This is a genomic window from Janthinobacterium sp. P210005 (assembly GCF_036231865.1).
GTDB classification, from domain to species: domain Bacteria; phylum Pseudomonadota; class Gammaproteobacteria; order Burkholderiales; family Burkholderiaceae_D; genus Janthinobacterium; species Janthinobacterium kumbetense.
The window spans coordinates 2,239,494-2,253,905 of the sequence record NZ_JAZARC010000001.1; the positions used below are offsets into that span (position 1 = coordinate 2,239,494).

At 60.0% G+C, this 14,412-nt stretch carries 13 protein-coding genes; 5 read left to right on the forward strand and 8 right to left on the reverse strand.

The features are described from left to right. Position 1 precedes the first annotated feature (1 nt). Positions 2-1,915, reverse strand: coding sequence for a phosphogluconate dehydratase (gene edd, locus VPH40_RS09915; RefSeq protein ID WP_305052904.1), 1,914 nt, complete (start codon positions 1,913-1,915; stop codon positions 2-4). A gap of 336 nt (positions 1,916-2,251) precedes the next feature. Here edd and pgi point away from each other — a divergent pair, with 336 nt between their 5' ends. Next, a complete protein-coding gene (pgi, locus tag VPH40_RS09920) occupies positions 2,252-3,916 on the forward strand; it encodes a glucose-6-phosphate isomerase (RefSeq protein WP_328573313.1) in 1,665 nt (554 codons plus the stop codon). 14 nt (positions 3,917-3,930) lie between these two features. Next, complete coding sequence (locus VPH40_RS09925) at positions 3,931-4,827, forward strand: SMP-30/gluconolactonase/LRE family protein (RefSeq protein ID WP_328573314.1); 897 nt, start codon at positions 3,931-3,933, stop codon at positions 4,825-4,827. A 71-nt stretch (positions 4,828-4,898) separates the two neighbouring features. Here the strand turns inward: VPH40_RS09925 and VPH40_RS09930 are convergent, their stop codons facing one another. Then, positions 4,899-5,852 (reverse strand): chemotaxis protein, encoded by a 954-nt coding sequence (locus VPH40_RS09930; protein ID WP_070281275.1) that lies wholly within the window; start codon positions 5,850-5,852, stop codon positions 4,899-4,901. Between the two features lie 171 nt (positions 5,853-6,023). On the opposite strand from VPH40_RS09930, the gene VPH40_RS09935 reads away from it, so the two are divergent. From VPH40_RS09935 to VPH40_RS09945, 3 genes are all read left to right on the forward strand, one after another. After that, on the forward strand, positions 6,024-6,278 hold the full coding sequence (locus tag VPH40_RS09935) for a hypothetical protein (RefSeq protein ID WP_328573315.1): 255 nt from the start codon (positions 6,024-6,026) through the stop codon (positions 6,276-6,278). A gap of 135 nt (positions 6,279-6,413) precedes the next feature. After that, positions 6,414-7,886, forward strand: coding sequence for a glucose-6-phosphate dehydrogenase (gene zwf / locus VPH40_RS09940; RefSeq protein WP_034750861.1), 1,473 nt, complete (start codon positions 6,414-6,416; stop codon positions 7,884-7,886). Between the two features lie 131 nt (positions 7,887-8,017). Further along, positions 8,018-8,872, forward strand: a complete 855-nt coding sequence (locus VPH40_RS09945; protein WP_034750862.1) for an SIS domain-containing protein — start codon at positions 8,018-8,020, stop codon at positions 8,870-8,872. Between the two features lie 54 nt (positions 8,873-8,926). Here the strand turns inward: VPH40_RS09945 and VPH40_RS09950 are convergent, their stop codons facing one another. The 6 genes from VPH40_RS09950 to VPH40_RS09975 form a co-directional block, all read right to left on the reverse strand. Further along, complete coding sequence (locus tag VPH40_RS09950) at positions 8,927-9,379, reverse strand: DUF3304 domain-containing protein (RefSeq protein WP_328573316.1); 453 nt, start codon at positions 9,377-9,379, stop codon at positions 8,927-8,929. Positions 9,380-9,417: 38 nt separating this feature from the next. Beyond that, complete coding sequence (locus VPH40_RS09955; RefSeq protein WP_328573317.1) at positions 9,418-11,658, reverse strand: DUF2235 domain-containing protein; 2,241 nt, start codon at positions 11,656-11,658, stop codon at positions 9,418-9,420. After that, positions 11,594-12,049: a DUF3304 domain-containing protein gene (locus VPH40_RS09960; RefSeq protein WP_328573318.1), complete on the reverse strand. Its 456-nt coding sequence runs from the start codon at positions 12,047-12,049 to the stop codon at positions 11,594-11,596. Before VPH40_RS09960 ends, VPH40_RS09955 begins: the two co-directional genes overlap by 65 nt. Positions 12,050-12,195: 146 nt before the next feature. Next, entirely contained in the window at positions 12,196-12,651 is a 456-nt protein-coding gene (locus tag VPH40_RS09965; protein WP_305052909.1) for a DUF3304 domain-containing protein, read from the reverse strand. Between the two features lie 40 nt (positions 12,652-12,691). Further along, the gene (locus VPH40_RS09970; protein WP_328573319.1) at positions 12,692-13,621 is read right to left on the reverse strand and encodes a DUF4123 domain-containing protein; all 930 of its coding nucleotides are present in this window, start codon (positions 13,619-13,621) and stop codon (positions 12,692-12,694) included. Between the two features lie 13 nt (positions 13,622-13,634). Beyond that, positions 13,635-14,412: DUF2345 domain-containing protein (locus VPH40_RS09975; protein ID WP_328573320.1), on the reverse strand; the 778-nt coding region annotated here is incomplete at its 5' end.

Sequence of the window (14,412 nt, forward strand, 5' to 3'; positions counted from 1 at the left end):
CTTATTTCCTAGCCAAAAAGTCTTCATCGGAACCCGGTACGGTATCACCGACATTGTCGGCGTCGTGCAAGGCGACGGTGGTGGGAATCGGCGACGGCAGGCCGAAGGTGGTGGCACCCTCTTCCGCCGCGCTGACGGTGGAACGGAACATGGAAAACAGCTCGCGGCCCATGCCGATGTGGTTCGGCGACAGGTCGGCAGTGACCAGCGAGCGGGCATGCCAGACGTCGGCCGGCACCAGCGCTTCGAGCACGCCCGTGAAGGCGTCGAGGCGGATGATGTCGCCGTCGCGCACCAGACCCAGCGGGCCGCCGGCGAGGATTTCAGGCGACACGTGGATGGCGGCCGGCACCTTGCCCGACGCGCCCGACATGCGGCCATCGGTGACCAGCGCCACGTGACGGCCTGCATCCTGCAGGTTGGCCAGCGCCGGCGTCAGCGCATGCAATTCCGGCATGCCGTTGGCGCGCGGGCCCTGGAAGCGCAGCACGGCGACGAAGTCGCGGTCCAGCGATCCCGCCTTGTAGGCGGCCATGAAATCTTCCTGCGAATTGAACACCAGCGCAGGCGCTTCCACCGTGCGGTGCTGCGGCTTGACTGCCGACACCTTCATCACGGCGCGGCCCAGGTTACCTGCGACCAATACCATGCCGCCGTCCGGCGCGAACGGGTTCGAAGCCGGGCGCAGCACGCTTTCGTCGGCGCTGGCAGCCGGAGCATCTTTCCAAAAGACCTTGCCGTCTTCGCCCAGGAACGGCTCCATGCAGTGCGCGCGCAAGCCGTGGCCCAGGATGGTATTGACGTCTTCGTGCAGCAAGCCCGCGTCCAGCAATTCGCGGATCAGGTAACCCGTGCCGCCGGCCGCGTGGAAATGGTTTACGTCCGCGTCGCCGTTCGGGTAGATGCGCGTGAGCATCGGCACGATGGCCGACAGTTCGTTGAAATCGTTCCAGTCGATGACGATGCCGGCCGCCTTGGCGATGGCCACCAGGTGCAAGGTATGGTTGGTCGAACCGCCCGTGGCCAGCAAGCCCACGACGGCGTTGACGATACATTTCTCGTCGACAATATGGCCGACTGGCAAGTAATTGGCGCTTTGCGCCGTGATGCCGGCGGCGCGCTGGGCAGCGGCGGCGGTCAGCGCATCGCGCAGCGGCGTGTTCGGCGTGATGAAGGCGGCGCCCGGCAAGTGCAGGCCCATCACTTCCATCAGCATCTGGTTGCTGTTCGCCGTACCGTAAAAGGTACAGGTGCCGGCGCCGTGGTAGGCTTTCGACTCGCCTTCGAGCAAGTCTTCGCGCGTGGCCTTGCCTTGCGCATACAGCTGGCGCACCTTGGCTTTTTCCTGGTTCGACAGGCCCGACGTCATCGGACCGGCCGGCACGAAGACGGCCGGCAAGTGGCCGAAGTGCAGCGCGCCGATCAACAGGCCCGGCACGATCTTGTCGCACACGCCCAGGTACAGGGCCGAGTCGAACATATTGTGCGACAGCGCCACGGCCGTCGACATGGCGATGGTGTCGCGCGAGAACAGCGACAGTTCCATGCCCGGCTGGCCTTGCGTCACGCCATCGCACATGGCAGGCACGCCGCCGGCGAACTGGGCGACAGCACCCACTTCGCGCACGGCTTGCTTGATAATCTGCGGGAAGCCTTCAAACGGCTGGTGCGCCGACAGCATGTCGTTGTACGAGGAAACGATCGCCACGGACGGCTTTTTATATTCCTTCAGCGACAGCTTGTCATTGGCGGGAAAGGCGGCAAAGCCGTGCGCCAGGTTGGTGCACGACAGGGCGCCGCGCTGCACGCCCTGGATGCGGGCGGCATCCAGATGCGCCAGATAGGCGCCGCGCGATGGCCGGCTGCGCGCGATGATGCGCGCTGTTACGGATTCGACTACTGGATGCAGCGCCATATGGATTTCCTTAAAAATGAGTATTTCGTGAAATTTTACTACAAAATGGCGAAGAAGAAGCACTCTTGCATGGGCCAACAACACAAATAAGCCACGGATTGCGGCGTATCAAAGCAAACCCGGTCAATATCGCGTATCAGCACCGGCCAACCCCTCCCTTGTATACCACTGGCGCAATCGCTAAAAAAAGCACAACAAAATCAGCGTCACATCACAAACTGTAGTGAAATTACGTTTTTCTGATGTATTATTCTCACATCAACGCCGGATCCGCAGTTCGCCACCCCGAACGCGCCGCGCTCCTTTCAACCGAGACAAGCACCCAAGCCGACCGCCATGCGCCAGCCAGCACCTACTCCTGCCATCACCGCCACCGCCAGTTTCCAGTCCCTGCAAGCGCACAGCGCCAGCCTGCGCGACGTGCATCTGCGCCAGCTGTTCGCGGCCGACCCCGCGCGCTTTGCCAGCATGACGGTGGATGCGGCCGGCCTGCTGCTCGATTACTCGAAGAACCGGATCGACGCCACCGCCATGGGCCTGCTGATGGAACTGGCCCGCGAGCGCGGCGTGGAAGCGCAGCGCGAAGCCATGTTCACTGGCGAGAAAATCAATCTTACCGAACATCGGGCCGTTCTGCATACCGCCTTGCGCGCGCCACGCGGCACGAAGCTGGTGGTCGATGGGCAGGATATCGATGCTGACGTGCAAGATGTGCTGCAACGCGTCAAGGCGTTTACGGACAAGGTACGCAATGGCAGCTGGCTCGGCTACACGGGCAAACCGATTTGCGACATCGTCAACATCGGCATCGGCGGCTCGGACCTGGGGCCGAAAATGGCGTGCCTGGCGCTGCGCTCCTACGCCAACCCGGGCCTGGAAATGCACTTTGTTTCCAACGTCGACGGGCACGACATGGAAGCAACCCTGTCGAAAGTCGACCCGGAAACGACGCTGTTCATCGTCGCCTCGAAAACCTTCGTTACGGCTGAAACCATGCTCAACGCCAACACGGCGCGCGCCTGGTTCCTGCTCGAAGGCGAAGAACGCGATTTGGCCAAGCATTTTGTGGCCGTCTCGACCAACACGCAAGCCATCGTCGACTTCGGCATTTCGCCGGACAACATGTTCCCGTTCTGGGACTGGGTCGGCGGCCGCTATTCCGTCTGGTCGTCGATCGGCCTGGCCGTGGCGCTGTCCGTCGGCTTTGAATACTTCAGCGATTTCCTCGCCGGCGCGCATGCGATGGACCAGCACTTCCGCCAGGCCCCGCTGGAACAGAACATGCCCGTGGTGCTGGCCATGGTGGGCTTCTGGAACCGCCAGTTCCTCGATTGCGGCTCCGTTTCCATCGCGCCGTACCACCAGGACTTGAGCCGCTTTGCTGCCTATCTGCAACAGTTGGACATGGAAAGCAACGGCAAGCGCGTCACCAAGGATGGCGTGCCCGTCGGCGTACCGACCGGCCCCGTCATCTGGGGCGATTGCGGCACGAATGCGCAGCACGCGTATTTCCAGCTGCTGCACCAGGGCACCGACATCACGCCCATCGACTTCATCGCCGCCCTGCGCGCCACGCACGATTTGCCGGGCCATCACGACGCCCTGCTGGCGAACTGCTTTGCCCAGTCGGAAGCCTTCATGACGGGCAAAACGGGCGAGGAAGTGCGGCTTGACTTGCAGGCGCAAGGCTTGCCGGACAGCGAGATCGAAGCGCTGGTGCCGCACAAGACTTTCCCCGGCAACCGCCCCAGCAATACCATTTTGATGGACCAGCTGACCCCGACCACCCTGGGCGCCCTGATCGCGCTGTACGAACACAAGACCTTCGTGCAGGGCGTCTTGTGGAACGTCAACAGTTTTGATCAGTGGGGCGTGGAACTGGGCAAGGTACTGGCCAAGAAAATCCAGGCCGAACTGACGGGCGAAGCCCGTCCCGACCATCACGACAGCTCGACCAATGGCTTGATTGCCCTGGCGAAAGCCGCCAAGGCGGCGTATTAACTTAATTGAGGTTTATGAATATTTACGAGATCAAAGCAGTCAGCGACAAAGCCATGCAAGTGGGCGAATGCCCGCTATGGCATGGCAAGGAAGCGGCCCTGTACTGGGTCGACATCGATGGCCGCGCCGTGCACCGCTTGCACCCCGCCAGCGGCAAGCATGAACAGTGGAGCATGCCGACGGAACCGTCGGCGCTGGCCATCAACGCGGGCGGCGGCCTGGTCGTGGCCTTGCGCAGCGGCTTTGCCCACCTCGACACGAAGACGGGCAGCCTGGCGGAAATCGCCCCGGCGCCGTTCGACATGGGCACCACGCGCTTCAACGATGGCAAGGTCGACCCTGCCGGACGCTTCTGGGTCGGCACGATTTTCGAGCCGCGCAACGCCGATGCGGCAGAAATGTTCGTGCTGGAAAAGGGCAATGTGCGCAAGGTCTGGTCGGGCGGCATGACCGTATCGAACGGCCTGGGCTTTTCCCCGGACAAGCGCACCATGTACCACTCGGATACCACCACGCACCGCATCGACCGCTTCGATTTCGACGCGGCAAGTGGAGCCATTTCCGCGCCGCAACCATTCCAGCGTTTTTCCACGGACAAGAAAGCCTTTGATTACGGCGGGCGCCCCGATGGCGCGGCCGTCGACAGCGAGGGCAATTACTGGTCGGCTATGTTTGAAGGCGGCAAGATCTTGCGCTTCGCCCCCGATGGCCATCTGCTGGGCGAAATCGCCGTGCCCGTGCGCTGCCCCACCATGGTGACGTTTGGCGGCCCGGACCTGCGCACCCTGTACATCACCAGCGCCAGCCATAACCGCTCGGCCGAGGAAATTGCCAACCACCCTTTGAGCGGCCACGTGCTGTCCGTGCGTGTGGACGTGGCGGGACAGCCGGAACACCTGTATCAGGCGTAATCGTTTGCCCGCATAAAAAAAGCGCCGGACCCTCGCGGGTACCGGCGCTTTTTCACATGCGAGCGCGCAAATCAGCGCGCCAGCACTTTACGGATCGTCTCCGCCAGTTCAGCCGCCACAAACTTGGCGACATAACCATCGGCGCCCACGCCCTTGACGTGGTCTTCGTTGGTAGAACCCGTCAGCGACGAGTGGATCACCACGGGGATGTTGGCGAAGCGGCCATCGTTCTTGATGTTGCGCGTCAGGGTAAAACCATCCATTTCCGGCATTTCCAGGTCGGTCAGCACCAGCGCGACCTTGTCTTTCGCCGTCTTGCCTTCCGTGGCGGCCTGGGCCGAGATCGCCTGCAGGCGCTCCCACGCTTCCTTGCCCGTCTTGGTCATGATGAACGGCACGCCCATCGCTTCGAGGCCCTTCTCGATCAGCGAACGGGCCAGCGAGGAATCGTCGGCCGCGAGGATCACGGCGCCGGCCGGCAAGCGCACTTGCGGGCCGATGCTGTTCTCGTCCACGTCCGGGTCACCCGACGGCAGCACGTTGCGCAGGATTTGTTCCACGTCAAGCACTTGGGCCAGACGCGTCTTGTCCGTGTCGCCATCGAGGCGCGCGATGCTGGTGACGAGGCCGCCGCCGACGCTCGATTCGGCCGACAGCACCTGATTCCATTCCAGGCGCACGATTTCATCGACCTCTTCCACGGCAAACGCCTGTGTCGAGCGGGCAAATTCGGTCACCATCAGGATCTTCAAACCATTGCTCTTGCAGCCGACCGCCATCGGCAAGTCGATCACGGGCACGATCTGGCCACGGATGTTGACCACGCCCAACATGTGGGGGTGCGAACCGGCCACGGCCGTGATGGCCGGCATTTCCATGATTTCACGGACTTTGAACACATTGATGCCGAATAGTTCGCGGCTGGTCGAGTGATCACTGGTGCCCAGCTTGAACAGGAACAGTTCGAATTTGTTATTGCCTGTCAGGCTGGTGCGTTCATCGACATCTTGCTGCATTGAATTCATTGTGTCCCCTTGAGCCGTCTTGTAAAGTTAAGTCGCCTGCCCTGATGCTGCGGACAGTGCGGACTGCACGTCGCATGGACGTCGGATGGCGGGTTCGGGGCATGGCCGGCGCTAGCGGTGCAGTGTATATCGTACAATTTCTTACAACCAATAGTTGCTATCGATTCGAGCTTGAATTATACGGTTTTTTACTTTCCTCAAAGCTACTTTACGCTGCCAACAGCGATCCTGACAGTATTTCTTGATTTGCTTGTTGCTACAGCGCAAATGATGATGGAGAGAATCGAAAATTTCCCTGGCAACCATGGTTGCTTTGAAAAGCCAATGAAAAGCAGGACGCTGCGCCGGCGCCGGCGAACGACATATAATGGCCATGCCGGCATCGCCGGCATGCATACCTGGCAAAATGGCGACGGCAGCGGATAGAATGTAGTAAAATTTCTTGCAATTGCCTGTTCTACGTAGTAAATTTACACCATCGATTATAGTAGCGACAGACTGGCACTTCCGGTCGGCTTCCTCCCCGCTCCGGCCCTTTTACTTTTGCGACGACACTCACTTATGGCTCTTACCGATTTTGACCTGGTCCTGTTTGGCGGCAGCGGCGATTTAGCAATGCGCAAGTTGTTGCCTGCAATGTATGCGCGCGACGTCGCGAACGATTTGCCGCCGACGGCGCGCATCATCTGTGTGGGCCGCCAGGACAGCGGCCAGGATGCTTTCCTGAAAATGGTAGAGACCAACTCGCGTCCCCACATCAAGGCCAGCACCCTGAATGCCGCCACCTGGAGCAAATTCTGCGCGCGCATCGTGTATGTGTCGCTCAACGCCAGCGATGCGGCCACGTACGCGCCGCTGGTCGAAGCGCTGCGCGGCGATGCCGACCTGACGCGCGTGTACTACCTGGCGACGCCGCCGCATTTGTTCGCCCTCATCTGCGACAACCTGGAAGACAACGGCCTGGTGACGCCGAATTCGCGCGTGGTCCTGGAAAAACCGCTGGGCCGCGACCTGGCCAGCGCCAAGCAGATCAATGCCGAAGTGGGCAAGGTCTTCCAGGAATCGCAGATTTACCGCATCGACCATTACCTGGGCAAGGAAACCGTGCAGAACTTGCTGGCCCTGCGCTTCGGCAACATCCTGTTCGAACCGCTGTGGCGCCGCGAATGGATTTCCGACGTGCAGATCACCATCGCCGAAAAGCTGGGCGTGGGCAACCGCATGGGTTACTACGACACCTCGGGCGCGCTGCGCGACATGCTGCAAAACCACTTGCTGCAACTGCTGTGCATCGTCGCCATGGAACCGCCGACCTCGATCGCGCCGGACGCCGTGCGCGATGAAAAACTGCAAGTGCTGCGCTCGCTGAAAAAATTCACGCCCACCACCCTGGCGCAGAACATCGTGCGCGGCCAGTACCGCGCCGGCCACGTCGATGGCGCCACCGTGCCGAGCTACCGCGACGAGCCGGATGCGCCGGAACACTCGCGCACCGAAACCTTCGTTGCCCTGAAGGCGGAAATCGACACCTGGCGCTGGGCAGGCGTACCGTTCTACCTGCGCACGGGCAAGCGCATGGCCGACAGCCTGGCCGAGATCGTCGTGCGTTTCAAGCAGATTCCGCACTCGATCTTCAACCAGCCAACGTCCAGCTTCCAGCCGAACTGCCTGGTGATCCGCTTGCAGCCGGACGAAGGCTTGCGCATGAACCTGATGGCGAAAACCCCGGGCGACGGCATGCGTCTGAAACCGGCGGAACTGGAACTCGATTTCCGCGAATCGTTCAAGACCCCGCGCATGGACGCCTACGAGCGCCTGCTGCTCGACGTCCTGCGCGGCCAGCTGACCCTGTTCATGCGCGGCGACGAACTGGAAGCGGCGTGGGAATGGGTCGAACCGATTCTCGACAACTGGGAACAGAACGACAGCGCGCCGATTCCCTACACGGCCGGCACCTGGGGTCCCGCGGCCGCCAGCGCCCTGATCGGCCGCGATGGCTTGCAGTGGCGTGAAGAGGCGCTTCCTGAAGACTAGTTTGGAAGCGCAAGGAGTCTGGCCTTGCAAGGCCAGACCGTTACGCAGGCGTGGAGCGGTGCTCCACGAATTCCCTGCTTCACCGTTGCCAGTCCCCGAGTTCCCGAAAACTAACCCAGAAGATTACCCTGATGCTGCTTGACTCCATCCGCACCCAGCTCGATTCGCTCTCCAAGTCGGAGAAGAAGGTCGCGCTGGCCGTGCTTGACCAGCCGAACCAGACGGTCAGCCAGAACATCACGGCGCTGGCGAAAAGCGCACAGGTGTCGGAACCGACCGTGGTGCGCTTTTGCCGCACCCTGGGCTACGACGGCTGGCATGAATTCAAGCTGAAGCTGGCGCAGGGTCTGGCCCTGGCCATGCCGGGCGCGAACGAGCAGCCGGCGCAGGACGACCTGGCGGCCGACCTGGTGAATAAAATCTGCAGCCGCTCGATCAACACCCTGCTCGACCTGCGCAACAACCTGAACCCGGAAGCGATCCAGCGCGCGCTCGACATCCTGTCGCGCGCCAGCAAGATCGAATTCTATGGCCAGGGCACGTCGGGCATCGTGGCGGCCGACGCGCAGCACAAGTTCTTCCGCTCGGGCGTGCCGACGGTGGCTTACAGCGACCCGAACATCCACAGCATCGCCGCAGCCCTGCTGCGCGGCGGCGACTGCCTGGTGGCCATCTCGCAGCGCGGCAACAGCCCCGCCCTGGTCCGCTCCGTGAAACTGGCGCGCCGCGGCGGCGCCGACGTCGTCGTGCTGGCCCCATCGGGCACGCCGCTGGCCGACCTGGCGACCGTGCTGATCCCGATCGACCTGGTCTTCAATACCGACCCCTACACCCCGATTTCCGCCCGCCTGGCCTACCTGGTCGTGATCGACGTGCTGGCCGTGGGCCTGGCCCTGCAACGGGGCCCCGAGTTCCGCAAGAAGATGCAGAATGCGCAGAAGGCGCTGCAGGAATTCGACATGCAGTTCGACTCCTTCATCGGCTGATCCTCCATCGGCGCCAGCCTCGCTGGTGGCGATCGATCCTTTCCGCGACAGGCATCAAGGCATATCGGCAGGTTTTCCCGAATGGAGAATAGGATGCGTTTTTGCACGTCCGCCTGCATTTGACACGACAACCCTCACCCCGTCATCGGGGAAGAAATGCATATAGATATCCCCGGGCTCATCGTATTTCTCCACTTCCACCATTTTTTCTTTGATAACGTCGGTATGCCCCTCAGGCATATTCCACCGCACCAGGACTTTCATTCCCGGAAACCACACTCGAGGAATGGATGTGCAGCAAATATTGGCAAGTCCCGCCCCCCATCTGGCCATATTCCCCCCTCCGGCCCCGTCCACCGACGCGGAGTAAATATACTTCCCCGTATGGTTGACGATGCCCACCTGCGCCATCGCGGTAGGACTTGGACCGGCTTGCTCAACCTGCCTGCCCTTGAACGCACAGCCGCTCAGCAGCAAGGCAGTGCCAAGATAAATAATCCATTTCATGATTTTCCTTTCGGCTCCAGCCGTGCAGAACTCACGCCCTATGCGAGCGCCTCTGCTCGCGTTGAATAGCGCTGCTGCGCCAGGTAAATCTCTTCATCGGCTTTGGCCTGCGCAATATCCTGTGTTAAGTTTTCACTCCACACGAATTTTTCGGGTGTTTCTTCCGCCTGGATGCCGGCCGTCGGCATGCGTTGCAATTCCTTCTCGTGCACGCTTTTCCGGAAAAAGCCGCTTTGCGGGTAGTAGCCACGGCGCAAGATATAGCCGCCACCCTCGCGACGCGTATAGGTTTGCGTGGTGATCACCGCACTGCGCATGTCGGCGCTGTCGGCATCCGTACGGATTGGGTAGGGGGTGCCGTACTGCGCTTCCTTGACCAGTGCGTCCTCTTCCGGCGTCAATGCTTCGCCATTCTTCTGTTTCAATTGCGCAACTTCGGTCTTTCGGCTCAGTTCATACGCGCGTTTATAAAAGCCTTCTTCAGGCGGTTTATCGGCGAACGAGGCGATCTTGGCCCGTTTATCGTATTCCGTCACTTCGCCCGCCATATAGAATCCGGCCAGGGAATCGTGTACATAGTCGTCAAAAAAACGCATCACTTCGGGCGGCAGTGGTTTTGGGTGATCGAATATGTCGAGCGCCCAAGCTTCCCAGTCATCCAGCGGTGTATGATTTTGCGCGCGATAGTATTGCCAGTGATTGATGCGCGCAATATCCCGGGCGCTGAACGGTTTATCCTCATCGCCATGACGAAAGGCTTTGCGTGCGCGCAGCGCTTCCAGATCGCCCGCCAGCAAACGGTTGTAGGAACCCAGATCCTCCCGCTCCTGCGCGTTGGCCGCCTTGAAGCTGGCCGTGGCTTCCAGGGTCTTGACGCGCACGGCGCGCCAGCGGTAATACAGCTCCATATGCTTGCTCAGCAAGGCGCCTTGCTTGTTAAGCTCGGCGGTATATGCTTCCCATGCCTTGGCAAGCTCTTGACTGACCTGGAAATCATCTCGGTCCGTTGCCTCCAGTTCGCTGAACGGTATCAAAGGCACTCCCTTGAGGCGCGCCTCCTTGAACATATGCGCCAGCGGAATTTGCGACAACAAGGCTGCTTGTCCGCCGCGTCCCTTTCCCTGCTCGCCCGGACCATAGCCGCCTCCCACGTCGGAGTGCACGCCAGGAAAATACACTTCCTCGATTTTCCCTTCCAAGCGTGTAACGGGGAAATTCATGCGCTGCTCATGCGTGGCAATGCAATGCAAGCCTGCCTGAACGCAGCGAGGCAGCGGCTTGAGCAATTCATTGGCCCAGGCCCAATGGCCATCGAACATCGCGCCAGGCGCGATCGTGGTTTTCGCGACAGACGCCGAACTGCCCACGGTTGCCACCGTGTCGAATACGCCAAGAAAATCGATGCTGGCCGGAATGCCGGCAAACTCCTGCCCCTCACCTTTGCCCGGCGTGAGCAAATCGGCAAACAGCTGGCAGAATGCCACCGCCTCGGCGGCGCCACGCGAAAAACCGAACACCGACAAGGTCAGCGATGGAATATGCGGCTTGGGTTGTGCCGCCACCGCCACTTTGAGTTTTTCAATATGCTCAGCGAACCAGTCCGAGTGGGTCATGAAGCGCTCCCTGCCGGTTGAGGGATGCGGCACCTTTTTGTGGCCTACGGCATTATCATAAGTACGGGCAAGTTCGCCAGCCTTATCTGATTTATATAATGGAGTTTCATCTCCATAAACCGTTCGATGAATTGCATTTAAAACCTGCAATAAGCCCCAGATAATACGCGGCTGCCCTCCTTTGGCAAAAGCCTTCCCCTCGTCCGATTCAGTCAATTCACCAATTTCCTTAAATGGCGTTCCCACGCCAGGAATATAATTTCGAAAATATCCCGCACCCCGTTTATTCGAGGGAAAACTCGAAAATAGCCGCGCCACATTGCTATGGCTGGCACTATTGGGGTCGACCACAACATTAGCTATAGGAATGGGCTTTTTTGTTCTTGGATCGAGCACACCTGTCCTAACCCCATTCCTATCGCGCTCCAGATTATTATTGGTTCCATCAAAGAAAAGTCCAACCCTCACTGGAATACTGCACGGCGCGCCATCTTTCTTTTCACATGCCTCCTTGGCAATTTCGGATTGCTCTTTCGTCAACGGCTTTAAAAAAAAACCGACGGGAAACGGCGCGGAATGGGGAGTTTCACTGATCATAATATCAAGGAATATTGGCAGGTTTTCCGGAGTGAAGAATAGGATGAGTTTTTGCCCCCCCTCCAGCATTTGACACGACGACTCTCACCTCATCATTGGGGAAGAAATGCATATAGATATCCCCTGGTTCATCGTATTTTTCCACTTCAACCATTTTTTCTTTGACAATATGCGTATGTTCTTCCGGCATATCCCATCGCACCCGAACCATCATTCCCGGATACCATACCCGAGGAATAGAAGCACAGCAAACATCAGCTCCCCCCGCTCCCCACCTGGCCATATTGGCGCCTCCCGCTCCATCCACTGACGCGGAATAAATATACTTCCCCGTATGGTTGACAATACCCACCTGCGCCGTCGCGGTAGGACTTGGATTGACGTCCTCAACCTGCCGGGCCCTGAAGGCGCAGCCGTTCAGCAGCAAGGCCGCACCAAGATAAATAATCCATTTCATCATTTGCACCTTATAAAAAATACCACGCCATTTTTCATTTTACTGCCACATATGACAATAGAAAACATAGAACTCCCACGCGTCGCAAATGGTTTAAGAAAAACCAGGAAAATGTGCAAGAGTAGAGTTTCATTGATCGCAATAAACTCCTACGGATTGATATTTTCCGGTTTTCCATAGTGACGTATCGGATGAGCAGTGCTATATCCGGGATAAACTGAAACCACAACCCGAACTTCATCGTTTGGAAAAAAATGGATATAAATACTTCCCGTTTCATCGTATTTTTCCACTTCCACCATTTTTTCTTTGATAACGTCGGTATGCCCTTCAGGCATATTCCAACGCACCAGGACTTTCATTCCCGGATACCACACTCTCGGGATAGAGGCGCAACAGATTTCTGCCCCCCCCGCCCCCCACCTGGCCATGTTGGCGCCTCCGGCCCCATCCACCGATGCGGAATAAATATATTTCCCCGTATGGTTGACAATACCCACCTGCGCTGTCGCGGTAGGACTTGGGCCGACTTGCTCAACCTGCCTGGTCTTGAGGGCGCAGCCGCTCAGCAGCAAGGCCGTGCCAAGATACATAATCCATTTCATGATTTTCCTTTTATAAAAATAGGCAGTTGAAGGAACAAGGCTAGGCAGCCGAGCGCGCCTGCCAGAAATCGTCGGGCAGCGTGTCGAGTTCGGACAGGTAATTCGCCCCCTGGCGCGTCCGCCGCAACAGGCTGGCCATCGCAGGATGCAAGGTGAAATCATCGGCCAGCATCAAGGCCAGGACGCTGAAATGCTGACGCTGGCCAGCCGCTTCGATGCCGCTGGCGCTTGCCACTAGTAAATGACGCGCCACGCGCGCGTGGCACTCGGCCGGGGTGCCGGAATGAAACAGGTCCGGCTGCACATCATGCAGATTGGCCAGGATGGCATCGGCTTCGGCGATATCCACCAGGGCTTCGAAGGCGGCGTCGCTGAGCGGAAATTTGTCAAACTCCGCCGGGACGGGACTGGGCTGCGCCTCGCCCTGCCAACTGATCTGGGAACCATCGCGCTGCAGCGACCACCAGCGGTAGATGGGGCTCAGCAAATGCGCAGACTGCGTTTCAGTCAAGGCTGCCAGCAAGGCCGGCAATGTGCGGCTATCGGCCCAGCGCACGGGCCATTCGACGGTGTCTGGCGTGATGGCAATCAAATAGGGGCGCAGATGCTGCTCCAGCCGGTCGATATCGAGCGTGCTGGCGATGATGCTGAGCATGGGCTTGCCCGCGCACAGCGAGAACAGGCGCTGCAGCCACTCGGCCTGCTCGCTGCTTGCCTGTGGCGCCGCCATTAAATGCGGTGCGGCACTCTTGAAGTTTTGCAGCGAGGTGTGCGCATACAGCGACTGGCGCCGCAAGCGGCTCGGGTAGCGCTTGGTGAAAAACTCCTCATCGCAGGCGCCGTCCAGCAGCGCCAGCAAGTGCAAGGGCTGGCCGCCGTTCGCCACCGCCGCCTCCGCACGCAAGGCTTGCAGTTGCTGCGCGATCTGCGCTGGAACCGCAGGGTCAGGAAGATCGATGGCAAAGTACATCAGGATTCCTTTTCTAGGCTGCCGTGGGCGCGACAAACGGGCTGCCGCTACGCAACGCCGCCAGCAGGCACGCCTTGCAGACGCTGGCAGGCAGCGCCGGCAATGGATAAGCGAGCCGTTCCGGCCCGATAAAACTCTTCTTGCCGGCATGCACCGTGATCTTGCCGGGACACTGCACGGTGATGTTGCCGCCCTCGATCGTAATGTTCGCCCCGCCCGCCGTCGACAGGCGGATGCTTTTCGCCGCCGCCCAGTCGATGTGCGCGGCGGCGCTGACGATGTTGACTTCCTCGCGCGCCTGCACGTTGAGCACGTCGGCCTGCGCCTGCAGGTCGATGGCCTGTTTGGCGGCGATCAGCTGCAAGCCGATATTGTTCTCGCCCGCCTTGACCACCCCGGCCAGGACGCCGATGGCCTGCCCGCTGTGCACGCGCAACTGGCCGCCGCCGACGAACTGGGTGTCGAGGCCGCTCATCAAGGAGGTGGTTTCGCCATTTGCCAGCTGGATATCCTGGCCCGCCAGCACGCCCAGGCCGGCGCGGGCAGCGATGGCGATGATGGCGTCGCTGCTGTGCGGCAACTTGTCATCGCCGGGGCTGGTCGGCTTGCCCGCCGCGTCGCGCTTGGCGGCGGCCGTATCGTCCTGGCTCAGCATGCCGGAGACGCTCGTCAAAAACGCCGGCAAGGGCGCCGCCTTTTCGTCGAGCACGCTGGCATTCGCCTTGGCCGGCCCCAGGTGGCTGGCATACGCGACCGTCTTGTGCGTGACGGCGGCGGCGCTGAAGGTTGCA

What these genes read in the sequence shown, in the direction of transcription:
- edd (WP_305052904.1), bottom strand. Translation starts at nt 1,915, where the DNA reads ATGGCGCTGCATCCAGTAGTCGAATCCGTAACAGCGCGCATCATCGCG.
- pgi (WP_328573313.1), top strand. Translation starts at nt 2,252, where the DNA reads ATGCGCCAGCCAGCACCTACTCCTGCCATCACCGCCACCGCCAGTTTC.
- VPH40_RS09925 (WP_328573314.1), top strand. Translation starts at nt 3,931, where the DNA reads ATGAATATTTACGAGATCAAAGCAGTCAGCGACAAAGCCATGCAAGTG.
- VPH40_RS09930 (WP_070281275.1), bottom strand. Translation starts at nt 5,852, where the DNA reads ATGAATTCAATGCAGCAAGATGTCGATGAACGCACCAGCCTGACAGGC.
- zwf (WP_034750861.1), top strand. Translation starts at nt 6,414, where the DNA reads ATGGCTCTTACCGATTTTGACCTGGTCCTGTTTGGCGGCAGCGGCGAT.
- VPH40_RS09945 (WP_034750862.1), top strand. Translation starts at nt 8,018, where the DNA reads ATGCTGCTTGACTCCATCCGCACCCAGCTCGATTCGCTCTCCAAGTCG.
- VPH40_RS09950 (WP_328573316.1), bottom strand. Translation starts at nt 9,379, where the DNA reads ATGAAATGGATTATTTATCTTGGCACTGCCTTGCTGCTGAGCGGCTGT.
- VPH40_RS09955 (WP_328573317.1), bottom strand. Translation starts at nt 11,658, where the DNA reads ATGCTGGAGGGGGGGCAAAAACTCATCCTATTCTTCACTCCGGAAAAC.
- VPH40_RS09960 (WP_328573318.1), bottom strand. Translation starts at nt 12,049, where the DNA reads ATGATGAAATGGATTATTTATCTTGGTGCGGCCTTGCTGCTGAACGGC.
- VPH40_RS09965 (WP_305052909.1), bottom strand. Translation starts at nt 12,651, where the DNA reads ATGAAATGGATTATGTATCTTGGCACGGCCTTGCTGCTGAGCGGCTGC.
- VPH40_RS09970 (WP_328573319.1), bottom strand. Translation starts at nt 13,621, where the DNA reads ATGTACTTTGCCATCGATCTTCCTGACCCTGCGGTTCCAGCGCAGATC.